Source organism: uncultured Erythrobacter sp. (assembly GCF_947499705.1).
GTDB lineage: Bacteria > Pseudomonadota > Alphaproteobacteria > Sphingomonadales > Sphingomonadaceae > Erythrobacter.
Map to the genome: position 1 here is coordinate 2,637,308 of NZ_CANMPJ010000001.1, position 26,054 is coordinate 2,663,361.

Consider the following 26,054-nt stretch of genomic DNA (forward strand, 5'->3'; position numbering starts at 1 on the left):
AGCGAGCAAGACGCGAGATGGTTTGGATGCCCCGTGAGGATTCGAACCTCAATTGACGGAGTCAGAGTCCGTAGTCTTACCATTAGACGACGGGGCATCAGCGGGCGGGCCATTTGCGCTGCCCTGCGAAGCGAGCCGCGCATCTAGTTTTGGAGCGGCGCAAGGTCAAGTGCGCTCGCTCGCTTGCTCTCACGCGCCGGTTCGGTTAGTTTTCATGTCAGGTCCTCGCATCATATGTGTGCGAGAGGAAAGAAAGAGTGAGTATGGCGGACACGCTTCCGCCGGACGAAAACAGGAGTGCTGGCAAGAAAAGGGGCCGTAAGTCCGGCAAGGTAGCCGATTTTCGCTACAAACGTCCCTCCCAGCCCGGAAATTCCCCGCGCGCCCGCAAAGATCGGGAGCGTCGTGGCGGCGCAGGCCGCAAACGCGGGAATGCATCCACACAGCACTGCGATTCCGCGCGCCCTCAAAGCGCAGCGAATGGACATGCGCGTCCGCAGCAAGGCCCGGCGCGGCATGCTCGTCCGGGTGAAGCCTATGCCGCGCTGGACCTCGGCACCAACAATTGCCGCCTGCTCATCGCGCGTCCTTCAGGCAAGGACTTCACCGTCATCGATGCGTTCAGCCGCGTGGTGAAACTGGGTGAGGATCTCGCCACCAGCGGACGGCTTTCGGACCAGGCGATGGACCGGGCACTGGGCGCGCTGTCAGTCTGCGCCGACAAATTGCGCCGCCGCAAGGTGCGTCTGGCGCGCTCGGTTGCGACCGAAGCCTGCCGCCGGGCAGCCAACGGGCCAGCCTTTATCGAACGGGTGCACCGCGAAACCGGCATCGTGCTCGACATCATCAGCGCCGAAGAAGAAGCGCGGCTCGCTGTGCTCGGCTGTCACATCCTGCTCGAACAGGGTGAAGGCCCCGCGGTCATCTTCGACATTGGCGGTGGGTCGACGGAGTTGGTCCTGCTCGAACCGAGTGGCCCCGAAGCGCGCAGAGTGCCGCGCATCCTCGACTGGCAGAGCGTGCCATGGGGTGTGGTTTCGCTGACTGACACTGTGGGACGCGGAGAAAACACCGAAGAGGCACGGCTAGCACGCTATGCCGAAATGCGCAGGGTGGTGTCGGACAGCTTTGCTCCCTTTGCAAAGCGTATCGCTGATGCCGCCACGCATGACGATATTCGCCTTCTGGGCACCAGCGGCACAGTAACCACCCTCGCCAGCCTGCATCTCGAATTGCCGCATTATGACCGCAAGGCCGTCGATGGATTGATCGTCCCTTCGACGTCGATGCGCACAATCAGCACCGATCTATCGCGCATGTCGCCCGCCGAGCGCAGCGAGCTGCCCTGCATCGGACATGACCGCGCCGATCTGGTTGTGGCGGGCTGTGCGATCCTCGAATCGATCCTCGACCTATGGCCAGCCTCGCGGCTCGGCGTCGCCGATCGCGGCATTCGCGAAGGCATTTTGCGCAGTCTGATGGCCAATGAACGTCAGAGCGAGCGAGCGCTGCGAGCACTGCAAGAGACGCGCACAGGCAACACCGAATCATGAGCCGCTCCGGGCGCAACCCTGATCGCCGGGTGAAAACCGCAAAGAAGCGCACGGCATCGCAGGTCCGCTGGCTCGAACGCCAGCTCAACGATCCATATGTGAAGCAGGCGAAGGCCGATGGCTACCGCAGCCGTGCGGCCTACAAGCTGATCGAGCTGGATGATCGGTTCGGCCTGATCCGAGGCTCCAAACGCGTGGTCGATCTCGGCATCGCTCCGGGCGGCTGGGCGCAAGTTGTGCGGGCCAAGGCGCCCAAGGCCAACGTCGTCGGTATCGACTTGCTCCCGACCGAACCGATCGAGGGCGTCACCATCTTCGAAATGGATTTCATGGACGATGCTGCACCGGCTGCGCTTGAGGAAGCCCTGGGAGGACCGCCTGATCTGGTTTTGTCGGACATGGCCGCCAACACTGTAGGGCACAAGCAGACCGACCATTTGCGCACAATGGCACTGGTAGAAGCAGGCGCGTGGTTCGCCACCGAAACACTGGAAAAGGGCGGCGCGTTTGTCGCCAAAGTGCTGGCGGGAGGCACCGACACGGAGCTGCTCACTCTGCTCAAGCAGCATTTCACCAGCGTCAAACACGCCAAACCACCGGCGAGCCGCAAGGGCTCATCCGAGTGGTATGTCGTGGCTCAGGGTTTCAAGGGGCGCGGCTAAGCGCCCGGTTGAGCAAGCTTACTCTTCGCCTGCTGCTTCGGCGATTTCTTCGCCAGCATTTTGTTCGGCTTCGGCCTCGGCAACTTCACCAGCTTCGCCATCCTCAGGCGTTGCTTCGGCGGCTGCTTCCTCGACATATGCCGGGATTTCGAGGTTTGAACCCAGCGAATTCATGTAAAGCGCAACAGCGGCGCGATCCTCGATCTTCGACAGGCCAGCAAAGCTCATCTTGGTTCCATCGGCGAAAGCGCGCGGGCTCTTGAGCCATTCGCTCATGGTTTCCCAGTCCCACACGCCGCCTTTGTCAGCGAGCGCAGAGCTGTAGTCGAAACCCGGCTTGGCAGCGAGGGAAGCTCCCATGATGCCGTGCAGATTCGGACCAACGCCGTTGGCGCCGCCTGCTTCAACCGTGTGGCATGACGAGCACTTTGCGTAGACCTTTTCGCCTTTGGCAATCAGTTCAGCCGGTGCCATCATGTTGAGCGCTTCGACCATACCAATCTCGGCCGGACCGGCGCTTTCATCGACCACGCCTTCGATCACATATCCGAGCTGCTCGGGGCGCTCGGGATTGTCGCCGTGGAAATATTTCCCCGACAGGATCGAAAGGCCAAGGCCAAGGCCAGCCGCGAACAGAACCCAGCCCGCTGCCGTGTTGAACAGATCGCCACCGCCCGTCTCGGCTTCCGGCGTCGTTTCCGAAGAGTTTTCTTGTGTCATCCCGGCGCCCCAATAATGCCGCCTCCACGTGGTGGCAAGGGCGATCACAACATCATTTCTTGCACAGCTTGCAAGTAGGGTTGCCGCCCGGTCGATGCCGCTATAGCAAGCGCGTAATCATGCGTAGCTTTCCCGGTCCTGCTCTCGAGATTGTCGACAAGTTGCGCACAGCCGCATCGGTCGATCCATCAAAGGCAATTGCGTTTCAGGGTTCGCCGGGGGCCAATTCGCACCGCGCCGCTACGGAAGCGCGGCCCGATGCCTTGCCATTGCCGTGTTTCAGCTTCGAAGATGCGCTTGAAGCGGTCAAGGACGGGCGCGCTGGTCAGGCGATCATTCCGATCGAAAATTCGCAGCATGGGCGCGTTGCCGACATCCACTTTCTGTTGCCGGAAAGCGGGCTTGCGATTGTCGGCGAGTATTTCCTGCCGATCCATCATGCGCTGATGGGTCTCGGCAAAGGCCCCTATGAAGCCGCCTACAGCCATCCGCAAGCGCTGGGACAATCGCGATTCTTCTTGCGGGAGCGCGGCATCGTACCGTTGAGCTATGCCGACACAGCGGGCGCGGCGGCGTTCGTGGCAGAGCGCTGCGATCCCAAGCTGGCGGCAATTGCGCCTGCCATTGCCGCTGAACTCTATGGCCTTGAGATCGCGGAAACGCATGTCGAGGACAGCGAAGACAATATGACGCGGTTCGTCGTTTTGGCCGACGCGCCGGTCGCTCCGGAGACGCTCCAAGGCAAGGACGCGATCACCACTTTCATCTTCGAGGTGAAGAATATTCCGGCGGCGCTCTACAAGGTGCTTGGCTGTTTCGCGACCAATGGCGTCAACATGACCAAGCTCGAAAGCTACCAGCAGGGCACCAGCTTTTCCGCAACGATGTTCTATGCCGACATCATCGGCATGCCGGGTGATCCGGCAGTCGACCGCGCGCTGGAAGAATGCGCGTTTCATTCCAAGGAATTGCGCCTGCTCGGCACGTACGAACAAGCACGTCCGCGCGGATAATCGACAACAACCTCGTTTCGCTTGGCTTGGGGTGTTGCACCCTGCGGTGAGCCGTGCCACCACTTCAGATGCATGACCACCGTGATGCAATCTTCCTCGGCACAATCCAATGCCTTCTCAGGGTCCTCCGCACCGGAGGGGTGGGAAGATGTGCGCAGCGACCCCGACATCCAGTTCGAGCGGGTAGATATCCCGCAGCAACCACCGCGCGAGCCGAACTGGTTCGAAAAGATGATTCAGAGCGTTCTCGAATTCCTTGCAGACCTGCTCGCGCCGGTCGGGCGAGCTCTGGGCAGCTCATGGCCGGTGCTGCAATGGATCCTGCTCGGCCTGCTTGTGCTGTTCGTGGCCTACCTGATCTATCGCCTCGTCGATCCGGGCTGGTTCGGCCGAAATGCTTCCAATGCCGCAGAGGGCGAAGACGAAGGCTGGGCTCCGGATCAGGAAGAAAGTATCGCTTTGTTGGAAGATGCTGACAAACTCGCCGCCGAAGGACGCTTTGATGAGGCGACCCATCTGCTGCTCAAACGCAGTGTGACACACATCGCGGCGGCGCGGCCTGATTGGGTCGAACCTTCCAGCACCGCGCGCGAACTCGCCGCACTGCCGGCCTTGTCCGATGCCGCACGCGGAGCATTCCGGATCATTTCGGAGCGGGTTGAACGCAGCCTGTTTGCGCTGCGCTCACTCGATCGCACCGATTGGGAAGCGGCGCGATCGGCCTATGCCGAGTTTGCGCTGGCTAAAATTGGCGAAAGCCGCGCCTTGGGGACGCAGGCATGAACGCGATAACGGATCAGCGGCGCGGCGGCGGGCCGTTCGGACGCGGCGCAGTGCTTGGCATGGTCGTGATCGGCTTCACCGCCTTCATCGCCATGCTGTATTTCCTCAGCACCGGGGACACCGGCGGCAAGGACAATAACGGAGCCGCCCACGCGGCTGCCAACGGGCTTAACGGCTATTCGGCTTTGGTTCGGATGCTCGAGGCCGAGGGATATGAGGTCAATCGGTCGCGTGAGGCCAGCGGCATGGATACGCCCGACCTGCTAATCCTGACGCCTCCATCCTTTGCCGATGCAGAGGAGATGACCAAGATCCTGCGCGACCGTGCCTATACCGGTCCGACGCTCGTCATCCTGCCAAAGTGGATGGCATTCGGCTTCCCCGCAGGGACGCCGGAAGAAGTGCGCAGAAAGGTAAAGGATGGCTGGGTCCAGTTGGGGGACGCCTTTGCGCCGGATTGGATGGCCGACCTGGACGAACCCTTTGCGATTGAAACCGAAGTCGCCACCGACGAAACACCGACATGGGCTGGATTGCAGGCGCAAGGCGTGTTGCCCGATAGCAGCGTTGTTGGAGCGTCACGGAAATCCGGCCAAACGGCTTTGCTGATGGACGGTTCTGGCAGACCGCTGGTTGTACAGTTCAACAATGTCGACATGTTTGGTGGGGCAAGCGATACGGAGCCGGTCACCTATGTGATCGAGCCGGACCTGATGAACAACTACGGCTTGTCTGACGGTGAACGGGCAGCGATGGCGCTAAGGCTCGTTGAAGAGGCCGGCTATGGCTCGGATTACCCGGTCACATTCGACCTCACGCTCAATGGCCTCGGCGCTTCGGTGAACCTGCTGACGCTTGCATTCAGGCCGCCATTCCTGGCTGCAACGCTATGCCTGATTGTAGCCATGCTGATCGTCGGTTGGCGCTCTTTCCAGCGTTTCGGGCCTGCGGTGGCGAATGGTCCTGCGATTGCATTCGGCAAATCACGTCTGGTCACCAATGGCGCAGGCTTGATCATGCGCGCCGGGCGGCTGCGGTTGCTGGCCGAGCCCTATGCCGATCTCTCGGCGCGCCGGTTGGCCGATGCGCTTGGCCTGACCAAGCATGACCCGGAGAGCATCGACGCTGCCCTTGCGGTGCGATTGCCACAGGAAGAACCCTTTTCACGCCGCGCGGCCCGCCTGCGTGACGCCAAGAAACCATCCGAAATTCTGCGCGCCGCACAGGCGCTCAAGGAGCTTGAAGGGAAGTTGAGCAAATGAGCATGACCCTCGAAGAATTGCGCGCGCTGGCCGATGCGATCCGCGCCGAAGTCGCCAAAGCTATCGTTGGCCAGGACGACATGGTCGAGCAATTGCTGGTGGCCATGGTCAGCGAAGGGCACGTGCTGCTCGAAGGACCTCCAGGCACCGCCAAGACATTCCTCGCCAACAGCTTCGCAACCGCGCTGGGGCTGGATTTCGGACGCATTCAGTTCACGCCGGACCTGCTGCCGGGCGATATCCTTGGTTCGAACCTGTTCAACTTCCAGACCAGCCAGTTCACGCTGACACGCGGCCCGATCTTCTGCGAGCTGCTGCTGGCGGACGAGATCAACCGCACGCCGCCGAAAACGCAGGCTGCCTTGCTGGAAGCGATGCAGGAACGGCGCGTTACTCTCGACGGCGAGACCCACGAACTCCCGTCCCGTTTCATGGTCGTCGCAACCCAGAACCCGATTGAGAACCAGGGCGTCTATCCTCTGCCCGAAGCGCAGCTCGACCGCTTCCTGTTCAAGCTGCTGGTGCCCTATCCCGACGAAGCGGAGGAAACCCGGATCGTCACCGATTACGGCAAACGTCAGGGTCCGACCCGGCCTGCCGATCTGGGCGTGACGGCTGTGGCCGATGCGGCGAAACTCACCGAAGCGAGCGCCGCGCTAGACCAAGTGACGGTTGCCGAAGAGATCACACACTATGTCGTCCGGTTGGTGCGCGCGACTCGTGACCATGCCGAACTCGCGGTCGGCGCCAGCCCGCGCGCCGCAGTGATGCTGGCCAATGCCGCCCGCGCCCGTGCCGCGCTAAACGGACGCGCCTATGCGATCCCCGACGATGTGAAAGCGCTCGCCGTCCCTGTGCTGCGCCACCGTCTGACGCTTAGCCCCGCGGCCGAAATCGAAGGCCGCGATATCGAAGCGCTCGTCGCCGAACTGATCGAGACCACCGAGGCGCCGCGTTAAAGCAATGAAGCTGCGCGAGATCTCCTGGTCCCTGCCAATCGTGCCGACCGAGCTGACCGCTTGGCTGGCCGCTGGCTTTGCGCCGATCGCGGTCGTGATCGCGGCGGTGGTTCCGGGCCTGTGGATCATCGCGCCGATTGCCGCCTTGGCCTTGCTCGCGCTCGTGGTGCTCGATGGAATGCTGGCAGGAAAGCGGAGCGACTGGCGTATTTTCGTGCCCGCCGACACCGAAGTGGGCCAACCGACCGAATTGTCGATGCAGGCGAAACTGCCCTCCGGCTCAATCTCCAAGGTGGAAGGCGCATTGGAGTTCGACCCGCGTCTCGGCGACAAAGGCGTCGCGCGGTTCCGCCTGAACCCGGTCGAATTCGAAGAGCACGTGCGCGGAAGCCATATCGCGCATCCGACGCGGCGGGGGACCGCCAAGGTGACGCGGGCATGGCTGCGGTGGACCGGTCCGCTTGGCCTTGGCTCGCGCCAGATATCGGGAAGCCTCACCGACGAAGTGCGGATATGGCCGGACCTTTCACCTGTGCGCAGCCGCGAATTGCAGACATTCCTGCGCGATGCTCAGACGGGTCTAATAGCGCGGCGCATTCGCGGCGAAGGCACACAGTTCGAAGCGCTTTCGGAGTACGAAGCCGGCATGGATCGCCGCCGGATCGACTGGAAAGCGAGCGCGCGGCACAATCACCTCTACGCCCGCGAAAACGAAAGCGAGCGCAACAACCAGATCGTCTTCGCCTTCGATTGCGGGCAAGCCATGTGCGAGCCGGTCGACGGGATGCCGCGCATCGACCGCGCGGTCTCCGCTGCTCTCACTTGCGGCTATGTCGCGTTGAAAGGCGGCGACAAGGTTTCGCTGTTCGGATTTGGCCAGCGCCCGCAAGTGATGACGCCGTTCGTTAGCGATGCGCGCGCATTCCACCGCTTGCAAAGCGCCGCAGCGGGTCTCGATTACACGGCGAATGAGCCGAACTTTACCCTCGCGCTCGCGACCCTGACGGCCAAGCTCAAGCGCCGCTCGCTGATCGTATTGTTCTCCGACTTCACCGATCCGACTGCGGCGGAGATGATGGTCGAAAGCATCGGCAGGCTGGTCGACAAGCACCTCGTGCTGTTCGTCACGATCGCCGACAGCGAGCTTGAAACGTTTGTTGGCGAAGAGCCCGGCGATATTGCCACCCTCGCCCGCAGCGTCACCGCCGATACGCTCGCGCATCAGCGCAGCATCGTGCTCCAGCGCCTGCGCCGGATGGGTGTCGATGTGATCGAGGCGCCATGGGACAAGATCGGCTACCAGCTGATCGACCGCTATTTCATCATCAAGGGCAGCGAGGCGATCGGATGAAGGCGCCTACGCTCTCTGGCTGGTTCGGGCGCGGTGAGATTGCCGCCCCTGCCGATATCGAAAGCGCGGCCTTGCGCTCGGATCGCTTCCGCTTGGAACGTGAGAGTGATTGGCGGCGACTAGAGGATATCGTCAAGCGCATGGAACGCGGCGGCTTGCGCCGGGTCGATGATGCCGAGCTGCTCGCCCTCCCAACCCTTTACCGGACCGCAGCATCTAGCCTCTCAGTCGCGCGCGAGACATCGCTGGATGCGGCGACACTGCGCTATCTCGAAAGCCTGGTGCAGCGCGCCTGGTTCCAGGTGTACGGCCCGCGCAAAGGCTTCTTCGGATGGCTACGCGAGTTTCTGATGGGCGGGTGGAGCCGCGCGGTACGCGAGATCTGGCTCGACATGTGCGTCGCGCTGTTCGTGATGGTTGCCGGTTCGATCGTCGGATGGATCCTCGTCGCGCAAGATCGCGACTGGTATTACCGCCTCGTCCCCGCCCAATTCACCGACACCCGCGTACCGGGCGCCACGCGTGAGCAATTGCTGGAGACGCTCGGCACGGAAGAGGGCGCGGGCGGGCTTTCGGTCTTTGCCGCGCAATTGTTCAGCAACAATGCGGGGGTCGCGATCCTCGCCTTTGCGCTCGGGTTCGCGTTTGGCGTGCCTTCGCTGCTGCTGCTCGTTTACAATCTCGCAGTGCTTGGTGCGATGTTCTGGCTGTTCGCAGGACAGGACCTTGGCTGGGAATTTGCCGCGTGGCTCAGCGTGCATGGCACGACCGAACTGCTCGCGATCCTGCTGGCAGGCGCAGCAGGCATGCATATCGGCCGGTCGATGGCATTTCCCGGCGACAGATCCGTACTCGAAGCCGCCGCAATCAGCGGGCGGCGCGGCGCGATGGTGATGGTCGGCGTGGTGCTGATGATGGTGGTCGCGGCCTTGCTGGAAGCCTTCCCTCGGCAGCTTGTCGGCGGGGTCGAGAGCCGCTTCCTGATCGGCGGGGGGATGCTGGCCTTCTGGATGGCTTATTTCTTCCTGTACCGCCCACAGCGCGTTGGGGATGAGCGATGAGCACAGTTCCCGCGACCGTCGCCCCTTCGGCGCCCGCCACCCATCAGACGAACAAGCGCGAGCGCGTGCTGATCACGCCCGAAGGCATTTCAGTGCCAGTCACGGTCGCATCGCGCGGCGCACGGGTCGCGGCTCTGATCCTGGACTTCGTGATCCTGTATGTCGGCATGATCATTGTCATCATGCTGCTGGCATGGGTCGCGGGAGGCCTGTTCGAGCAGATCGTCAACACCGCCGATCAGTCGATCAGCGGAGCGGGCGAGTTTCTGTTCATCGTGTTCGTCCTGTTCCTGTTCCTCGCGCGCTACGGGTATTTTCTCGGCTTCGAGCTGGGTCCGCGCGGCGCCACGCTGGGCAAGCGGGCGGTCGGCATCCGCGTCGCCGCGCGCGACGGCGGTCGGCTCACCCCTGAAGCCGTGATCGCCCGCAATCTGCTGCGCGATATCGAGCTGTTCATGCCGCTCGTATTCGCAATGGTCGCGCCAAGCGGCGAGATGGGCAATTTCGGCTATGCCGGTCTGGCTTGGCTGTTGGTGATCCTCGCTATCCCGTTGCTCAACAAGGACGGACTGCGGGCTGGCGATATTATCGCTGGAACCTGGATGGTCGAGGCCCCGCGCACCAAGCTGGCCGATGCGCTCTCCACCCAAGGCGCGTCCAAGGGCACCAGCGAGGTGACAGGCGCGCGCTACGACTTTGGCGAAGCAGAGCTGAGCATTTACGGCGAACGCGAGCTGCAGACGCTCGAACGCGTCCTGCGTGAAGATCAGCCCGACGCAATTTCCGCGGTGCACGAAACGATTTGCCGGAAGATTGGCTGGGACCCCGGTGCGGGTGACGAGCGCGCCTTCCTTGAGGCGTTCTACGCCCAACTGCGCGCCAAGCTCGAAAGCGACATGCGCTTCGGCAAACGCAAAGCGGACAAGCATTCGTGAGCAGGTGGCGGATTGAGCCGGACGATCTCACCGGCGAAGCCGTGCTCGGACTGCTGCAACTCCACCTCGATGAAATGTATAAATGGTCACCTGCTGACAAGGTCCACGCCATGCCAGCCGAGCGGCTGCGCGAACCCGATGTCTCCTTCTTCGCAGTGTGGGACGGAGATCATTTGGCAGCGGTCGGAGCCTTGAAGGCGCTCGGCGAAGATCGCGGCGAACTTAAGTCGATGCGCGCGGCCCCTGATTATCGCGGCAAGGGCGCTGGTGAGGCCTTGCTGGTACACCTGCTGGAAGAGGCGCGGCGAAGAGGATACACTTGGGTCGGTCTGGAAACAGGACGGCCGGAGGAATTCCGCCCCGCCCAGCAGCTCTACGAGAAACATGGCTTTGCCGAATGTCCTGCCTTCGGCGACTATGTCTCTGACGAGTTCAGCCTGTGTATGGAGAAGCACCTGTGACCATTGAGCGGCGCGCATTCCTAGGGGGAGCATTGGCACTCGGCGCGAGTGCGTGCGTGCCGATTGACCGCACCGTGCTCGGCAGGTTGGACGCACGGCTCCGGATCATCGAAGCCGCTGGGAATGGCACTCTCGGCGCCGAGATCTACGACACCGGCACTGGGGAAACGCTGGGGATCAACAGCAATCGCCGGTTCGGGCATTGCTCCTCATTCAAACTCTCGCTCGCGGCCATGGTACTCGCACGGCACGCCAGCGGAGCCATTGATGCAGACAAGCGCGTGACATGGACCGAAGATCAACTGCTTAGCTATTCCCCTTTCACAAGGCCCAAGCTGTCGGAAGGCGCGAGCCTCCGCGAACTCGCTCGTGCGACCCAGGAAACCTCCGACAACACCGCAGCCAACATTCTACTGCAAGAGTTGGGTGGGCCATCGGCGCTAACAGCTTTCTGGAGAGAGATCGGCGACCCGACCAGCCGTCTCGATCGGATCGAGCCCGCGCTCAACAATGTCCCGCTGGCCGAAGTCCGCGACACGACAACGCCTGCTGCCATGGCCCGAACGGTCGCGGGGCTGGTGTTCGGGGACGTTTTGCCCGAGGCAGAGCGCGCGACGCTCAGGCAATGGATGGCCGATACGTCCACGGGCCTGCGCCGGGTGCGCGCCGGACTGCCCGAGGAATGGCGGGCGGGTGACAAGACGGGCACCTCGTTCTGGCCCGGCATGGGCAGCCTGTATGTCGATATCGGCTTCGTCGAGCCGCCGGATCGCGCGCCGCTGACATTCGCGACCTATTTCCGCGCCCGCGAAACGCATGGCGCTATCGACGCGGCAGCGGAGGCAACGCTCGCCAAGATCGGCGATGTGATTGTCGATTTCGCCGAGGTCGATGACGGATTTCCGTTCTAGCCGCGATCTGATACCTTCTTCGCCGGAGGGATCATGGAACGGGCACTCAAATTCATCGCTGGCATCTTGCCGCTGGTATTCGCCTTCGCGTTTCTTGTGCCCGTGATCGATCAGGGCATGCAGGCCGTTGGCGTCAGCGCGCCGCTTGGTCTCTCCACGCTCACTTTCGCGCTGATTGTTGGTGGCGGTTGGGGTCTGTTCGCGCAGATCACGGGGCGGTTCATATGAACGCGCAGTCGCCAATCCTGCCCGCCGATCTATCGCAATTGAGCGATGGTGAATTGCGCAAGCTCGAAAACGGGATAGCGCGCAAATATTCCGGAAAACTGCCCTGGATCGCAGTTGTCTGGGCGTTCGGAAATCTCGCGGCGTGGCTCAGCCTGTGGCCACTTGTGATGCTCGATATTCTGCCGCTCTGGGCTGCTTTCCCGATTGCCGTCATCAACATGGCGCTGGTCTATCTGCCGACGCACGAAGCTCAGCACGATATCATCGCCCGTCCCGGTACGAAGCTTCGCTGGCTCAACGAGCTTGTCGGCCATGCGACGAGCTGGATGATTGTGCTGCCGTTTCAGGTGTTGCGGATCACCCATCTCGACCACCACCGGCACACCAACGATCCCGAAAAGGACGTCGACATCACGTCGCAGGCGAGCGGTCCATGGCACGCTCTCGCGCGGATCATTCGCCAGCGTCAGCCCAATGCGAAGCGCAACCGCGACTACATGGAAAGCCTCGCGCGCAATGGGCGGCTCGACCTGATCGTCGTTTCGCTGGCCTATAAGATTGGCTTCATTGCGGTGCTTGCTGTTCTGGCGTGGAATGGTTTCGCGCTGGAGGCGCTGTTCCTGTGGTGGCTGCCCTACCACATTGCCATAACCTACATCGTGTTCTTCCTGTCATGGGCACCGCATCATCCGGGCACACACCAAACGCGTTATACGAACACGCGCAGCTGGAAATCGACCGTAGGGAATATCGGATCGATGGGCATGCAGTTCCACATCGTGCACCACCTGCACCCTTACATTCCGCTGCATCTCACCCCGGCGGCCTATCGCGAAATGCGCCCGATCCTTGAGGCGCGCGGATGTAGGCTGGGCGACAACTAGCGGCGCCTTATTCGCCTCCAAATATCGCCACTTCGCTCATGCCTTCGCTATTCGCCCGGCCGCGATACATGCCGCTGGTGTTGAAGCTGTAGATCGCGTGGCCTTCCGGCGTGACGAGGATGATCCCGCCATCGCCGCCAAGCTCCTTGACCTCGCCCATCACTGCATCGGCCGCCAGTTGCGCCGTTGAGCGCTGCTCTTCGGGCGAAACGGGCGCAGTTCCGAGGCTGAGGTAATTGGTCGCGCGCAGCAGCCGCATCCGGGTGCAGATTTCCTGCGCCACGCCAACGCGAATGAAATATTCGCCCCAGCCGGTTGCCGAGACTGCACAGGCGCGGTTGTCGGCATATGTGCCCGCGCCGATCACGGGCGCATCGCCGATGCGGCCCCAACGTTTGCCTGTCATCCCGCCCGTCGACGTGCCCGCCGCCAGATTGCCGTCCTGATCGAGCGCCACAGCTCCCACCGTGCCAAACTTCAGATCCACATCGAGCGAGGAGAGATTGCGCGCTTTCATCCGCTCAAGCGATTCCCGTCGCCGCTCGGTCGCGAACCATTCAGGCGGCGCGGTTTCGAGACCTTGCTCGCCAGCAAACTGCTCCGCTCCTCCGCCCATCAGGAACACGTGCGGGCTGTCGGTCCGAACCTTGTCCGCGAGCAGGATCGGGTTCTTGATGCTCTTCACACCCGTAACTGCTCCAGCGCTTCGGTCGCGGCCATCCATCACCGAGGCGTCGAGCTCGTTCTCGCCTTCCCAGGTGAACACTGACCCACGACCGGCATTGAACAGCGGCTCGTCCTCCAGCGGGACAATCGCCGCCTTCACGGCATCCATTGCGGTTCCACCGTCGGCTAAGACCTTGGCCCCAACATCGAGCGCGTTCTGGAGAGCGGCTTCGTACGCGGCGCGTCGCTCCGGTGTCATCTTGTCGGGATCGAGTGTCCCGGCCCCGCCATGGATCGCAATCGACCATCGCGGCTGGCCCTCCTGCGCGTGAGCGGGGACAGTGGCGAAAACCAGCGCGAGCAGCGCCATCACAAGAGTGTTTTTCATGAGACAAATTCCTACCGCAAATAGGCGCGCCAAGCTACTGCCAAGAAAACCATGTCGGAAGGACTGAGGAACATGAGCGAATTTGGCTGGGGATCGACCACAGATGAGGTCCTTGAAGGCAAGGATCTGACCGGCAAGACCGTGTTCGTGACCGGCGGGAATTCCGGGCTTGGTCAGGAGACCGGGCGCGCGATGGCTGCCAAAGGCGCGCATGTCGTGCTGTCAGGCCGCAGCCAGGGCAAGCTCGACGAAGCGGTGGCTGCGATCAAGGCCGATCATCCAGAGGCCAATGTCGAAACGATCATATGCGATCTTTCTTCGCTGGAAGCTGTGCGGTCGTGCGGCGCAGAGGCGCGTGAGCGCTTCGAAAAGATCGACATCCTGATCAACAATGCGGGTGTAATGGCCTGCCCGCTAACTCAGACCACCGAAGGGTTCGAAATGCAGTTCGGCACCAACCATGTCGGCCATTTCGAACTGACGCGCCAGCTCATGCCGTTGGTCGAGGCGGGCAGCGACAAGCGCATCGTCAACCTGTCGAGCCGCGGGCATTTCATCGCTCCAGCCAATCTCGATGACCCCAACTTCGAAAACGCTGCTTACGAACCTTGGCTAAGCTATGGCCAGTCGAAGACGGCCAATGTGTTGTTCTCGGTCGGGTTGGAGGATCGCTTCGCAGCCAAAGGCATCCATGCCTACGCCGTGCATCCCGGTGGTATCGACACCAATCTGGGTCGCCACCTGAGCGAGGAACAGGCCGAGGCACTCGTTCAGCGCGTAACGACCTCCGACCCAAGCTTCGAATGGAAGTCGATTCCGCAGGGCGCGGCGACATCGGTCTGGGCGGCAACCGCTGAAGATGTCGAAGGCAAAGGCGGCGTCTATTGCGAGGATTGCGGCGTCGCCCAGATCGACGATGAATCGTCGAACAAAGGCGTACGCAGCTATGCTCTCGACAAGGCCAGCGCCGACAGGCTCTGGGTCATCAGTGAGGAGATGGTGGGCGAAAAGTTCGCCTAGTTAGCGAGGAATTCCCGCAGCAGCTTGAGCGTATCCTTGGACTCGCGCGTGGGCGTCACCGCCATAAACACGTGCGGCGCAGCTTCGTATTCGTAGAGCTTCGCATCAACCCCGGCGCCGCGCAGCTTGCCGGTAAAGGTGCGGGAATCAATGATGAAAAGGTCATGGCGCCCTGTCCATATCCGGGTTGGCGGAAGCAGCGCCAAGTCCTCCGCTGAGGTGTAGAGCGGGCTGCATTCGGCGCTGGCCGGATCGCGGTCGCCTGCGAACATTGCGCCGCAGGAACGCAAGGTTCCGATCTTGAGCATGATGTCGTGCGGTTCGACCGCACGGATCGCCTCGTCCTGCATCGTCACATCGAGCCATGGTGCGAACAGGGCAAGTTTGCCCGGTTGCGGTCCGCCTGCCCGCGCCAGCCGCAAGGCGAGGCTCAGCGCCATGTGCCCGCCCGCGCTATCGCCATTCAAGATGATCTTCGCCGGATCGTGGTCCCCGGCAAGTTTTGCGAAGGCGGCATCGGCGATGGCGTCCTGCACCGCGTACGAACTCTCGGGCACCACTTCGTAGAGCGGCACAGTAATACTCACCCCGCATTGCTCGACCATCTCGGCGGCTAGCGGCCAGTGCTCCTTGAACATCGGAAGCACAAACCCGCCACCGTGAAAATAGAGCATTTGCCATTCTGCCGCGCCGCTCTTGGGATGTAGCGTCACTACAGGCTGGCCCGCAGCCTCCCAATGCTCAACGCGGAATCTCTGTTCGAATTTGGCAGGCATTGGCGCGTCTTTGGGCAGATCGCGCGCGGCCATATAGTCGCGGAAATCCGAGGCAGCATGCGGGAAGACCGGCGTGCGCTTGCTCATCAGCCAGGTGACCGCACGCAGCATTATGCTCGGCTTGGCACTGCGTAGTTCGATGGATGTGTCGGTCAGCATTGGCGTTTCTCCTTGCCCGCGAACCTGACGGAGCGCGGCGCGGAGTCAAGCTTTGAGGCCGGTGATCAATCCTTCTTGCAGCCAGTGGCCAAGATACGAACCGGCGCGCATCGCCGCGTCCTGAACGCTCTCTTCGCTGGGTTCATCACCAGCAAGCAATTCGATGATCTCACCGTAGCCTGCATCGTCCTGCATTGCGGAAAAGGCGCGGGCATTGTCCGGTTCGACCAGCATAAAAGTGGGCCGCTCGCCTTCACGCCAGACAAGGCAGCCTTGCGGCTCGGGCAAGCGAGGATCAGGGCGATCCTGACCGTCTTCTTCGAGCGCATTCCAGAGCGCTGTGAGGTTATTCTCGACCAGCCGTGCCCCTGCACGCGGCTGCAATTCGATCTTCAATTGCATCCAGTCTTCATCACCGAATTCCGCCGTTGCCGCGCCAAACCCGGCGGGATCGAGTGGCGAAGTCTCGGCACCGGTCGAGACCTCCAGCATCGCCCATTCCAGCCATGCGATCTCGGCAACTTCGGGATTGTCGCCAAACAATTCGGCGCAGGTCGTCTCGAAGCCTTTTCCGGCCTCATCGATCGTCCAGCCTGATGGCGGATGGGTGATGGCATGATGCGCGCTCGCCTGTTTGAAGGCACCTTCACCCACATAACGCGCGGTGCGTTCAAAGGTGTTTGCAAGCGCATCCATCAAGGCGGAGCGGTAATTGCCGCGATAGACCGCCATGCCAGCTGCCTGAGAATTGCCCCAGCCGCTGGGCAAAGGCGCGCCTTCATCAAGGATTGCGCGCATGAAAGTGGCCTGCCGCTCGGCTAGCGTCTCTTCGGTCATGCCGGTTCAAGCGCTCTTGAGTCACTGGCGATGCCGCGCGCACGGTCCAGCTCAGCAAGCAGCTCCGGCAGCGGCGGAATGTGGTCGTCGCGCTCGATCATGGTCGCGACCGGCTGCGGCATCATGGCCATCGCCTTGGCATAGAGTGCCCAGACGCCGTCCGCGACTTCGCGGTCATGCGTGTCGATGATCACTGCGCGCTCGGACGTCGCTGGGTCATGCCCAGCCAAATGGATCTGCCGCACGCGGTCCAGCGGCAAACCTGCGAGATACTCATCCGCCGAGAACCCATGATTGGCCGCGCTGACATAGATGTTGTTGACGTCGAGCAGCAGGTAACAGCCCGTGCGCCGGGTCATCTCGGTTAGAAACTCCCACTCGCTCAGTTCGTCTTCCGGGAAGGTGAGATAGCTCGACGGGTTCTCGAACAGCATCGCCCGGCCCAGCGTCTCCTGCGCCTGATCGATATTGGCGCACACTGCCGCAAGTCCCTCTTGTGTGAGCGGCATTGGAAGCAGATCGTGGCTGTTATGTGCACTCGTACGAGTCCAGCACAGGTGATCCGATACCCAGAGGGGGTCGATGCGCCGCTCCAACCGCTTCAGTTTCGCGAGATAGTCCGCATCAAGGCCCCCCGCCGATCCAATCGACATCGAGACGCCGTGGATGATCACGGGGTGCTTTGCGCGCACCTGCTCCAGAATGCGCAGCTGCCGCCCGCCGTCGATCATGTAATTTTCGGAGATCACTTCCACGAAATCGACCGGCACGTCGGTTTCGACAAAGTCCTCATAATGCGTGCGCCTAAGGCCAAGGCCGAAGCCGCCAAACGGCTGAATATCGTCATGCTGCTGCGTCATCGGGGGCTCCATAGCAGAAGTCTGCGCGATCTTGGACGGCAGTCTGGCGGGATTATCACGGTCATGCCCATCCAAGGGGTCAGGTTCAGGAACAATGTCCATGTCGTCTCGCCAGACTGCCTAAGCGATCCGCGGCCAGAGCCGCACAGCGCCGTTCGCAAAGATTGTCTCACGCACGCGCACCGCCTAGGCAGTGCAAATGCGTTCATGGGAGGTGTTCGCTGACCGACCGCACAGCGTTACAGAGAGGCCAACAATCGTGAGCCGAAAGGATTTTGTTCAAAAAAATGTAACCACCAGCGTTCGGACGGCGAACAGCAGGTCAGTTCCGGTACAAATGCCGGACGCCCCAAGAGTTTAGAGTTAGGAGAAACATCATGAACGCCAAGACGATCGCTAACTTCGCTGGCCTCGCCCTTACCGCAGGCATCGCCGCCGGCCTCGCTACCACTCCGGTTGTGGCCCAAGGCGCCAAAGAGAAATGCTACGGCGTTTCCAAAGCAGGCAAGAACGATTGCGCCGCAGGCCCAGGCACAAGCTGTGCCGGCACCTCGACCCGCGATTACCAGGGCAACGCCTGGACGTATGTCGACAAGGGCACCTGCGTGAAGATCAAGACGCCTAAGGGCAAAGGATCACTGAAACCCATCAAGCGCTAAGGCGCGGAAAAAGGTTCGGGCGCCCGTCAGGCTAGAACCGGGCGCACCGAATTCGAGATTTGGAGGAATACAATGAGCAGCATCGTTTCAATGTACCAACGATTGGTCGGATTTTTGTCCGGCAGCTTTATGGAAAGCGTTGGTCTGTTGTTCGCCCGCATCGCGTTAGCGCTGGTGTTCTGGCGCTCGTACAAAACCAAGGTGGTCGAAGGGACCTGGCTGGAAATCGATGAAACCCAGTATTTCATCTTCGAGAATGAATTTTCTGGCCTGCCAATCCCGACCGACATTGCCGTGCCGATGGCAACTTATGCGGAATTTGCATTCCCGATCCTGTTGTTCGTCGGCCTGTTCACACGGTTTTCGGCTGTCGCTCTCATGATGATGGCGCTGACGATCCAGTTCTTTGTGTTCCCGACAGCGGATCACTTCTGGGGCTGGGCCATTACTCCGATCGCCCTGGCGCTGATTTTGATCAGCCGCGGTGGTGGACTGTTCGGGCTCGATCGTGTGCTCGAACGGATCTCGGGTTCCAAAACGGCCTAAATGCCAGAGCAATGGTAGCCGACGAACCCACCTTCGCCCGCCTCATGGCGGCAACACAGGAAGGCGACAAAGCCGCCACCAATGTGTTGCTGTCAGAGGTGGGAGTGTGGCTGGAGCGGTATTTTCGCCGCCGCCTGCCACCGCACCAGATCGACGATCTGGTTCAGGAAGTGCTGATTGCGTTTTATACAAAGCGGGCAACGTGGGATCCCTCGCGCCCGTTCCTGCCATGGCTTGCAGCCATCGCGCGGTATCGCTGGGTCGATCACCTGCGCAAGGTCTACAAGCACGATAGCAAGGAACTGATGGAAGACGACGCGGTAGAGGACAGCGAAGAAGAAGTTGTCCTCGCCCGTGTCAGCCTCGATCGCTTGTTCGGACAATTGCCCGACAAGCAGGCCGAGGTCATCGAAATGGTGAAGATCGAAGGCCTCTCAATCCGAGAGGCCGCAGATAAGACCGGGCAAAGCGAAAGCCTGGTGAAAGTGAATATCCATCGCGGCCTCAAGAAACTGGCCACCATGGTTGAGAAAGCTGATTGATATGGAAAAGTTCAACAACCGAGAAGATCTGATCGCGGCCCTGACCGAGGACCTGACGCCTGTGAAGCGCGTCAAGCCGGTCGACGGGATCATGCTGATCGCCTTTGCCACTGTCGTTGCGACAGTCGCGTCGATCGCCATTTTCGAATGGTGGAATGGTCTGCTTACCGGCGAAGCCTCGGGCTATTTTCTGATCACCCACGGGCTCTTACTCGTGCTGGGTGCAGCCAGCACGGCGGCGCTTGTGAGCGGTGCTCTCCCAAGGGTCGGCGCGCGTGCCAATGGGCCGCTCTGGAGCGCGATCATGCTGGGCATCCTGCCTTTGGGTGCGATTGCGAGCCTGCTTTCGGGACACGGCAACCATGCTCGCGAAGGTCTCAATGATCCGGTAGCCTTTATGTGCACCACCGCTTCGCTTTCGGCAGGCGCGCTGGTTCTGGTGGCCGCCGTGATGTTCCTGCGCCGCGGCGCTCCGGTCTCACTCGAACGTTCGGGCTGGCTCGCCGGTCTTGCGGCGGGATCGCTTGGAACGCTGGCTTATGGAATTACCTGCCCGCTCGACACTTTCTCGCATGTCGGCCTGTGGCACGTTGCTCCGGTAGCTATCGGAGCAGTGGTTGGACGGATCGTGGTTCCCCCGCTGATCCGCTGGTAAGTTCGGCACGTTGCGCGATGTTGGCGGCAGAGGACCTCTGCCGCCATTCGCGATCAAAAAAGCCGACGGTGAGCAGGAGTGCGAGGATGATCATCGCGAACTCGCCTGCGTCCTCGACGAAGGTCAGGATCGCGTGGAAGACCTTCCCCTGCTCTCCCCAGACGACCAGCAGATCGATCACCACGCCGAACATTGCGGCTCCGATAACACAGCCCGCAAGAGCCAGGTTGAACACAACCGCCTGACCTTTCGCAGCCCTTAGGCCCAATGCCAACGCCGCGGCCCAGAAGACCCCGACACCGATCATCAGCGACGCCTCTGCAAGGTGCGAGCCTTCAACAGGGATACCCTCGATCATGCCCAATGTGGGGCCTGCGGCTTGCCCGAACTGCTCATGCAGCTCGATCCAATTGTCGACCGTTAGGAACGCGAACAGCACCGAGTTCGCAAGATAAACGGTCGTTCGCTCACTGTGCCAAAGGAGAAATGTCATCACGGCCACGGCACCGGTAAGACCGTATTCCAGGAACTCGCCAAACGACCTGTCCGAAGCGAGATAGAACTGAACTGGGAGCAGTGCATCGGTAAGCGAGCCATAATGCGCGGCCACATCCAGTCCGATGAGCACACCGGCATATGGGAGGATCAGGAGCGCGGCGCGAATCGTCGCAGGTGATTGCGCCAATTCAGCGAAGAGGGTGATAATGCTGCGAATATCCCTCATCTTCCGATTCTGCCCCCTCTCAGCGTGACATAGACGTCAATTATGCATCTTCATTCGGTCATAAATCGCTGACCCGACCTGATAAACCGAACCAAAAATCCAAACCGTCTCGCATTGCGACAATCGCCATCCAAACGTTTCCGTTCGCTTGGGGCCAAAGAAGGCCGAGCTGCACCATTCGTCGGATATTCGACGTCATTGCCCCTTCATCCACGCGGGCCTATATGCGGCACATGTCCATAAGACCTTGGCGCGATATTGAGCGGCGCGAATGCCGCCAGATTATGGTCGGCGATGTGCCGGTGGGCGGCGATGCGCCGATCACCGTGCAGACGATGACCAACACCCCGACCGAAGATGCGGCGGCGACGATCGATCAGATCCGTCGCTGCGAAGAGGTTGGGTGCGACATTATCCGTGTGTCCTGCCCGACCGAGGAAGCGACTGCAGCCTTCCCGCTCATTACGCGGGCCGCGAACATCCCGGTCGTCGCTGACATCCATTTTCATTACAAACGCGCATTGGAAGCCGCCGATGGCGGCGCAGCGTGTCTGCGCATCAATCCCGGCAATATCGGATCGTCCGATCGCGTTGCCGAAGTGGTGCGCGCGGCGAAAGCCAATGGCTGCGCGATCCGGATCGGCGTAAACGCCGGGAGCCTCGAGAAAGATCTGCTCGAGAAATATGGCGAGCCCTGCCCCGAAGCGCTTATCGAAAGCGCGCTCGATCATATCAAATTGCTGCAGGATCACGACTTCCACGACTTCAAGGTCGCGGTGAAAGCCAGTGACGTGTTTCTCGCAGTCGCCGCCTATCATGGTCTTGCAGAAACGGTCGATTGCCCGCTGCATCTCGGCATTACCGAAGCGGGCGGATTGATCGGCGGGACGGTGAAATCCTCCATCGGCATGGGAAGCCTGCTGTGGGCCGGGATCGGCGATACGATCCGCGTCTCGCTCTCCGCTGAGCCGGAGGAAGAGGTCAAGGTCGGCTACGAAATGCTGAAGGCTTTGGGCCTGCGCACGCGCGGCGTGCGCGTGGTGTCATGCCCCAGCTGCTCGCGGCAGGGCTTCGACGTGATCCGCACGGTTGAAACGCTCGAAAAACGCCTCGAACACATCAAGACGCCGATGAGCCTGTCGGTGCTGGGATGCGTCGTAAACGGCCCGGGCGAAGCGCGCGAAACCGATATCGGCCTGACAGGCGGCGGCAATGGCAAGCACATGGTCTACCTCTCCGGCATGAAAGCGCACGCGATCGAGGATGAGGATATGCTCAATCACATCGTAAAGCTGGTCGAAGAGAAGGCCGCGAAGATCGAAGCGGGCGACGAAGTGGCGTTCGATCCACACGCGCGAGCCGCAGAAGCGGCTGAATGATCAAGGCGCTGTTTTCCGGCGTGTTCGCCGCACTTCTGCTGGCGGGGTGCGCAACCGTTGCCAGCAAGGTTGCGGGCGGCGGTCACGATTATCCCGAAGCGCGGTCTTATGCGGTGTCCGACGATGCCTCAGCGGATGTCGACGCGGCGCTGGCCCGCGCGGCGGAGAACGGCAAGCGCGTAATGGTGGTGATGGGTGCCAACTGGTGCCACGACAGCCGCGCGCTGGCCGGATGGCTGGCGACCGAGCGGTTTCAGACGCTGATCGATGACAAATACGAGCTGGTCTTCGTCAATATCGGCATGCCGCAGCAGGATGACGGGCATAATCTTCAGATCGCTGAGCGGTTCGGGCTGGATGAGTTGCCGGGCACGCCGAATCTACTGGTGCTGACCGCTCAGGGTGAGTTGGTGAATGCCGACACGGCGACGACCTGGCGCGATACAGCGAGCCGAGAAGAGGACGCAATTTTTTCAGAGCTTCAGACGCTCGCCGACAAGGCTGTCTAACCCTGCTCCACGTCGTCCATCACGCTGACTATATGGCTCCTCGTCCTGAGCGCGGGACGTTCAAGTTCGACAAATACTACCTCGTGATGGAGGCACTCCGGGAAAGCGGCGCGGCGATTACCGAACACGCTCCGGAGCCGATGCCGCGCGACTGGCTCGAAGCGGTGCATGATCCGGCCTATGTCGACGAGGTGTTCCGCGCCGACGTTCCGCGTGAGAAGGAACGCCGGATCGGCTTTCCCGTTACCGAGCGTATTCGCGACCGGGTCCGTCACACCAATGGCGGCACATGGCTCGCCGCGCAGCTGGCGATGCAGCACGGCTATGCCGCCAACTCAGCCGCCGGGAGCCACCATGCGCTTGCCGATACCGGCGCGGGGTATTGCGTGTTCAACGATCTCGCGGTCGCATCCAACCGGCTGATCGCAGAGGGACACGCGCGGCGCATCCTGATCATCGACCTCGACGTGCATCAGGGCGACGGCACCGCCAGCCTTACGGCTGCTCGCGAAGATATCTCCACCTTCTCTGTCCATGCCGAGAAGAACTTCCCGGTGCGCAAAGCGCGCTCGAATATCGATATCGGGCTGCCTGACGGGACCACCGATGCGGGCTATATGACCGTATTGAACAACCACATTCCCAAGACACTCGACGGGTTCAAGCCCGATTTCGTGTTCTACCAGGCGGGCGTCGACCCACATTCGAATGACAAGCTCGGGCGGCTCTCGCTGTCGGACGAAGGCCTCACGGATCGCGACCGTTTCGTGGTGTCGCAAGTGCGCCAGCGCGGGCTCCCCATCGCCTCGGCATTGGGCGGCGGATATGGTGACGACCAACGCGAAGTTGCCGAGCGCCACGCTCGCTCCATGCTTGCAATGGCGGATCAAAATACCGCGTTTTCAAGCATTTCGACTGCTCTTTAGGGTGCCTTAAGCTTCCCGTCGTACCAATGCCGCATGATCGGACGCACCATCCTGTTTGTCGCTGCCGTATTCGGCTTCACGGCGCTGGTCGTGCCGTCCTCGTCCGATAGCGAAAGCGAAGACGGATCGGGCGGCTACGTCCCGCGCTCTGCGGGCAGCAATGGATCGAACTCCGTCGCTGGTTCGGAATGGTATGCAGGCGACCACACCTTGCAGCGGCAATCGGACGGGCATTTCTATGCATCGACGCATGTCGACGGCGTGCCGGTGCGGATGATGGTCGATACAGGGGCGAGCGTGATTGCGCTGACCGGTAGCGATGCGGCCGCGATTGGCATTCAGTGGGACGATGCACAAGTCGGCCATATTGGCCAAGGCGCGAACGGCGCGGTCTACGGCGTGAACACGCGGCTGAACGAGGTCGAGATTGGCGGGATCACCCGCCGCAACGTCTCGGCAGTGATCATCCCGCAAGGGCTCGGCGTCTCACTGCTCGGTCAGTCTTACCTGTCGCAGCTAGACGCGGTTGAAATCGCCAACAACCAGATGGTCATGAGCGGCAGCTAGGCGCTAGCCTCTCAGGCGCGGCGAAAAGTAGACATCGACATAGTCGGTCAGGCCGTCGCACCATTCAAACTCGCGCAGCCGATAATAGGTGCGGTCCTGCGTGACCTCGAAACGCCAGACCTTGTCCTGCACGCAAAGCCGATCTTTGTCCGGCGTCCCTGAAATGACGATCCGGCCGTCGAGCAGGAAGTAATCCTCGCCAATCTCGGTGATCACGCCGTCGACGGCTAGCCGCCCGCCATCGCCGCGCTGCAGCCCGTTGATCCGCCAAACACCGCTCGGGCCGTGTTCGACATAGACCTCACCGCGCTGTTCCCAGCCGATCCATTGCACCGTGACGCCCTGTGCGGTGCGCAAACGCTTCGCATCGCGCTCGCTGGTGATCTGCGTTGCGGAATGTGTTTCCTGCGCAGTCACCGCTCCCCCCGACAGCGCCAATCCGGCGCTGCATGCAATGGCGATACATGTCTGTTTGAGTGCTAGTCGCATCATCCGTTCCCCTGTCGATCATTCTATGTAACAGAGCTTCACCGATGTTGCTTGTATAAGGACGCCGCTGACCCATGGCTGAATTCGAGACCGATTATCTTGTCGTTGGCGCAGGCGCGGTGGGCCTGGCTTTTGCCGATACGCTGCTCGATGAAGACCCTGATTGCCACATCACTCTGGTCGACAAACACGCCAAACCGGGCGGTCACTGGAACGATGCCTATTCCTTCGTCGCGCTGCACCAGCCGAGCGCGACCTACGGCGTCAATTCGATGGAGATGTGCCCGGATAAGGTCGACACAATCGGCCACAACAAGGGCATGTATCCGCTGGCCAAACACGCCGAGATCCTCGCCTATTACGGCAAGCTGATGAACGAGCGCATGATCCCCAGCGGGCGCGTGGCGTATCATCCACTGACCGAATATCAGGACGACGAAGGCGGCGTGCACAGCATCAAGGGTATTCTCTCCGGCGAGCAGAACACGGTGAAGGTTCGCCGCAAACTGGTCGATGCAACATGGTTCCAGACCTCGGTGCCTTCGACCCACAAACCGGGCTTCGAGATTGCGGACGGCACCCGCTTTGCGATCCCCGGTGAGCTGCCCGCACTGTGGAAGGAAGCAGGCAACCTGCCCGATCACTACGTCATTCTCGGCGGCGGAAAGACCGCGATGGACAGCGCGGTGTGGCTGCTCGAATCCGGTGTGCCAGCGGACAAGATCGGCTGGGTTCGTCCGCGCGATTCCTGGATGCTCAACCGCACGCTGCTGCAACCGGCACATGTGGCAATCGAGGGGCTGATGGAGTTCCAGACCGCGCTTGTCGAATGCGCCAGCGGCTCCGAAACCGGTGACGAGATGATGCAGAAGCTCGGCGAGCGTAACGTCATGCTGCGGATCGACGAGAGTGTGACACCAAAGATGTTCCACTTCGCGGTGATCTCGCCGGGCGAGATCGACCTGATGCGGCAGATCACACAGGTCTATCGTCAGGGCCGCGTCACTAGGATCGAGCCGGGCAAAATGCACTTTGCAGGCGAGACATTGGACCTGCCCGAAAACACCTTGTTCATCGATTGCACAGCCAGCGCCGTACCCTTCGATGTGCGCGAGGGCACGCGGCCATTCTTCCAGGGCGACCAGATCACACTTCAGCTCGCACAGACACCATTCGTGCCATACAGCGCGGCACTCGCAGCGTTTCTGGAGGCCAATTTCGAGACCGACGACGAAAGGAACAATCTCTGCCCGCCCGCGCCGCTGACGGATTCGACCGACACCTATCCCTATGCGGTGATGGCGAACCTGATGAGCACGGGCATTCTGTCGAACAATCCCAAGACCAACGAGTTCAACGCGCGCAGCCGCCTGCACCCGACCGGCCCGGCGATTGCCAAGATGATGCGCGAGGGCGATCCGCGATTGGCCGGGATGAGCAAGATCGGCGAGGTCATCCGCGAAAACATGCCCGGCGTCATCAAGCTCGGCATGAAGGCGAAAGCGATCCACGAGGAAGGCGAATTGCGAGCCTGAGCCAGTTCGGGAAACTCGCGCATTTGCCTATTCA

General features: G+C 61.4%; 30 protein-coding genes and 1 tRNA gene. 23 read left to right on the top strand and 8 right to left on the bottom strand.

What is annotated here, in order from left to right:
- Positions 1-23 precede the first annotated feature (23 nt).
- Positions 24-97, bottom strand: a tRNA-Gln gene (locus tag Q0837_RS12335).
- A gap of 166 nt (positions 98-263) precedes the next feature.
- Between Q0837_RS12335 and Q0837_RS12340 the strand changes: the two genes are divergently transcribed.
- The gene (locus Q0837_RS12340; protein ID WP_298469498.1) at positions 264-1,553 is read left to right on the top strand and encodes a Ppx/GppA phosphatase family protein; all 1,290 of its coding nucleotides are present in this window, start codon (positions 264-266) and stop codon (positions 1,551-1,553) included.
- On the top strand, positions 1,550-2,215 hold the full coding sequence (locus Q0837_RS12345) for an RlmE family RNA methyltransferase (protein WP_298469499.1): 666 nt from the start codon (positions 1,550-1,552) through the stop codon (positions 2,213-2,215). Before Q0837_RS12340 ends, Q0837_RS12345 begins: the two co-directional genes overlap by 4 nt.
- 18 nt (positions 2,216-2,233) lie before the next feature.
- Here Q0837_RS12345 and Q0837_RS12350 read toward each other — a convergent pair whose 3' ends face one another.
- Positions 2,234-2,935, bottom strand: coding sequence for a cytochrome c family protein (locus Q0837_RS12350; RefSeq protein ID WP_298469500.1), 702 nt, complete (start codon positions 2,933-2,935; stop codon positions 2,234-2,236).
- A gap of 119 nt (positions 2,936-3,054) precedes the next feature.
- On the opposite strand from Q0837_RS12350, the gene Q0837_RS12355 reads away from it, so the two are divergent.
- From Q0837_RS12355 to Q0837_RS12405, 11 genes are all read left to right on the top strand, one after another.
- The gene (locus tag Q0837_RS12355; RefSeq protein WP_298469501.1) at positions 3,055-3,948 is read left to right on the top strand and encodes a prephenate dehydratase; all 894 of its coding nucleotides are present in this window, start codon (positions 3,055-3,057) and stop codon (positions 3,946-3,948) included.
- A gap of 72 nt (positions 3,949-4,020) precedes the next feature.
- Positions 4,021-4,731 carry a hypothetical protein gene (locus Q0837_RS12360; RefSeq protein ID WP_298469503.1) on the top strand — a complete coding sequence of 237 codons (711 nt, stop codon included), beginning with the start codon at positions 4,021-4,023 and terminating at the stop codon, positions 4,729-4,731.
- Positions 4,728-5,993, top strand: a complete 1,266-nt coding sequence (locus Q0837_RS12365) for a DUF4350 domain-containing protein (RefSeq protein ID WP_298469505.1) — start codon at positions 4,728-4,730, stop codon at positions 5,991-5,993. Before Q0837_RS12360 ends, Q0837_RS12365 begins: the two co-directional genes overlap by 4 nt.
- Positions 5,990-6,952, top strand: a complete 963-nt coding sequence (locus tag Q0837_RS12370) for a MoxR family ATPase (RefSeq protein ID WP_298469508.1) — start codon at positions 5,990-5,992, stop codon at positions 6,950-6,952. The genes Q0837_RS12365 and Q0837_RS12370 overlap by 4 nt, the downstream gene beginning before the upstream one ends.
- Before the next feature lie 4 nt (positions 6,953-6,956).
- A complete protein-coding gene (locus Q0837_RS12375; RefSeq protein WP_298469511.1) occupies positions 6,957-8,303 on the top strand; it encodes a DUF58 domain-containing protein in 1,347 nt (448 codons plus the stop codon).
- The gene (locus Q0837_RS12380) at positions 8,300-9,364 is read left to right on the top strand and encodes a stage II sporulation protein M (RefSeq protein WP_298469514.1); all 1,065 of its coding nucleotides are present in this window, start codon (positions 8,300-8,302) and stop codon (positions 9,362-9,364) included. The genes Q0837_RS12375 and Q0837_RS12380 overlap by 4 nt, the downstream gene beginning before the upstream one ends.
- Positions 9,361-10,299 (top strand): RDD family protein, encoded by a 939-nt coding sequence (locus Q0837_RS12385; protein WP_298469517.1) that lies wholly within the window; start codon positions 9,361-9,363, stop codon positions 10,297-10,299. Before Q0837_RS12380 ends, Q0837_RS12385 begins: the two co-directional genes overlap by 4 nt.
- Positions 10,296-10,760: a GNAT family N-acetyltransferase gene (locus Q0837_RS12390; RefSeq protein WP_298469520.1), complete on the top strand. Its 465-nt coding sequence runs from the start codon at positions 10,296-10,298 to the stop codon at positions 10,758-10,760. The genes Q0837_RS12385 and Q0837_RS12390 overlap by 4 nt, the downstream gene beginning before the upstream one ends.
- The gene (gene bla, locus Q0837_RS12395) at positions 10,757-11,671 is read left to right on the top strand and encodes a class A beta-lactamase (protein ID WP_298469524.1); all 915 of its coding nucleotides are present in this window, start codon (positions 10,757-10,759) and stop codon (positions 11,669-11,671) included. Before Q0837_RS12390 ends, bla begins: the two co-directional genes overlap by 4 nt.
- A 33-nt stretch (positions 11,672-11,704) precedes the next feature.
- The gene (locus Q0837_RS12400; protein WP_298469525.1) at positions 11,705-11,899 is read left to right on the top strand and encodes a hypothetical protein; all 195 of its coding nucleotides are present in this window, start codon (positions 11,705-11,707) and stop codon (positions 11,897-11,899) included.
- Positions 11,896-12,783, top strand: a complete 888-nt coding sequence (locus Q0837_RS12405; protein WP_298469527.1) for a fatty acid desaturase — start codon at positions 11,896-11,898, stop codon at positions 12,781-12,783. Before Q0837_RS12400 ends, Q0837_RS12405 begins: the two co-directional genes overlap by 4 nt.
- Positions 12,784-12,790: 7 nt before the next feature.
- Here the strand turns inward: Q0837_RS12405 and Q0837_RS12410 are convergent, their stop codons facing one another.
- Positions 12,791-13,837, bottom strand: a complete 1,047-nt coding sequence (locus Q0837_RS12410) for an isoaspartyl peptidase/L-asparaginase family protein (protein WP_298469529.1) — start codon at positions 13,835-13,837, stop codon at positions 12,791-12,793.
- Positions 13,838-13,909: 72 nt separating this feature from the next.
- On the opposite strand from Q0837_RS12410, the gene Q0837_RS12415 reads away from it, so the two are divergent.
- The gene (locus tag Q0837_RS12415) at positions 13,910-14,857 is read left to right on the top strand and encodes an SDR family NAD(P)-dependent oxidoreductase (protein WP_298469531.1); all 948 of its coding nucleotides are present in this window, start codon (positions 13,910-13,912) and stop codon (positions 14,855-14,857) included.
- Here Q0837_RS12415 and Q0837_RS12420 read toward each other — a convergent pair.
- The 3 genes from Q0837_RS12420 to Q0837_RS12430 are packed head-to-tail and all read right to left on the bottom strand — an operon-like array spanning position 14,854 to position 17,489.
- Entirely contained in the window at positions 14,854-15,792 is a 939-nt protein-coding gene (locus Q0837_RS12420; RefSeq protein ID WP_298469534.1) for an alpha/beta hydrolase, read from the bottom strand. The genes Q0837_RS12415 and Q0837_RS12420 overlap by 4 nt on opposite strands.
- Before the next feature lie 45 nt (positions 15,793-15,837).
- Complete coding sequence (locus Q0837_RS12425; RefSeq protein ID WP_298469536.1) at positions 15,838-16,629, bottom strand: DNA-binding domain-containing protein; 792 nt, start codon at positions 16,627-16,629, stop codon at positions 15,838-15,840.
- Complete coding sequence (locus Q0837_RS12430; protein ID WP_298469905.1) at positions 16,626-17,489, bottom strand: DUF692 domain-containing protein; 864 nt, start codon at positions 17,487-17,489, stop codon at positions 16,626-16,628. Before Q0837_RS12430 ends, Q0837_RS12425 begins: the two co-directional genes overlap by 4 nt.
- 377 nt (positions 17,490-17,866) lie before the next feature.
- On the opposite strand from Q0837_RS12430, the gene Q0837_RS12435 reads away from it, so the two are divergent.
- From Q0837_RS12435 to Q0837_RS12450, 4 genes are all read left to right on the top strand, one after another.
- The gene (locus Q0837_RS12435; RefSeq protein ID WP_298469538.1) at positions 17,867-18,148 is read left to right on the top strand and encodes a DUF2282 domain-containing protein; all 282 of its coding nucleotides are present in this window, start codon (positions 17,867-17,869) and stop codon (positions 18,146-18,148) included.
- A 72-nt stretch (positions 18,149-18,220) separates the two neighbouring features.
- Positions 18,221-18,694 (top strand): DoxX family protein, encoded by a 474-nt coding sequence (locus Q0837_RS12440; protein ID WP_298469540.1) that lies wholly within the window; start codon positions 18,221-18,223, stop codon positions 18,692-18,694.
- An 11-nt stretch (positions 18,695-18,705) separates the two neighbouring features.
- On the top strand, positions 18,706-19,236 hold the full coding sequence (locus tag Q0837_RS12445; protein ID WP_298469542.1) for a sigma-70 family RNA polymerase sigma factor: 531 nt from the start codon (positions 18,706-18,708) through the stop codon (positions 19,234-19,236).
- A gap of 1 nt (position 19,237) precedes the next feature.
- A complete protein-coding gene (locus Q0837_RS12450; protein WP_298469545.1) occupies positions 19,238-19,891 on the top strand; it encodes a DUF1109 domain-containing protein in 654 nt (217 codons plus the stop codon).
- Here the strand turns inward: Q0837_RS12450 and Q0837_RS12455 are convergent.
- Positions 19,839-20,615 (bottom strand): hypothetical protein, encoded by a 777-nt coding sequence (locus Q0837_RS12455; protein ID WP_298469547.1) that lies wholly within the window; start codon positions 20,613-20,615, stop codon positions 19,839-19,841. The genes Q0837_RS12450 and Q0837_RS12455 overlap by 53 nt on opposite strands.
- A 233-nt stretch (positions 20,616-20,848) precedes the next feature.
- Here Q0837_RS12455 and ispG point away from each other — a divergent pair, with 233 nt between their 5' ends.
- The 4 genes from ispG to Q0837_RS12475 are packed head-to-tail and all read left to right on the top strand — an operon-like array spanning position 20,849 to position 23,996.
- Entirely contained in the window at positions 20,849-21,994 is a 1,146-nt protein-coding gene (gene ispG, locus Q0837_RS12460; RefSeq protein WP_298469549.1) for a flavodoxin-dependent (E)-4-hydroxy-3-methylbut-2-enyl-diphosphate synthase, read from the top strand.
- On the top strand, positions 21,991-22,503 hold the full coding sequence (locus Q0837_RS12465; RefSeq protein ID WP_298469551.1) for a thioredoxin family protein: 513 nt from the start codon (positions 21,991-21,993) through the stop codon (positions 22,501-22,503). Before ispG ends, Q0837_RS12465 begins: the two co-directional genes overlap by 4 nt.
- A gap of 32 nt (positions 22,504-22,535) precedes the next feature.
- Positions 22,536-23,429, top strand: coding sequence for a histone deacetylase (locus Q0837_RS12470; RefSeq protein WP_298469554.1), 894 nt, complete (start codon positions 22,536-22,538; stop codon positions 23,427-23,429).
- A 33-nt stretch (positions 23,430-23,462) separates the two neighbouring features.
- Positions 23,463-23,996: a TIGR02281 family clan AA aspartic protease gene (locus Q0837_RS12475; protein ID WP_298469557.1), complete on the top strand. Its 534-nt coding sequence runs from the start codon at positions 23,463-23,465 to the stop codon at positions 23,994-23,996.
- Between the two features lie 3 nt (positions 23,997-23,999).
- Here the strand turns inward: Q0837_RS12475 and Q0837_RS12480 are convergent, their stop codons facing one another.
- Positions 24,000-24,488, bottom strand: coding sequence for a hypothetical protein (locus Q0837_RS12480; protein WP_298469559.1), 489 nt, complete (start codon positions 24,486-24,488; stop codon positions 24,000-24,002).
- Positions 24,489-24,559: 71 nt separating this feature from the next.
- Here Q0837_RS12480 and Q0837_RS12485 point away from each other — a divergent pair, with 71 nt between their 5' ends.
- On the top strand, positions 24,560-26,020 hold the full coding sequence (locus Q0837_RS12485; RefSeq protein ID WP_298469561.1) for an NAD(P)-binding protein: 1,461 nt from the start codon (positions 24,560-24,562) through the stop codon (positions 26,018-26,020).
- Positions 26,021-26,054 lie beyond the last annotated feature (34 nt).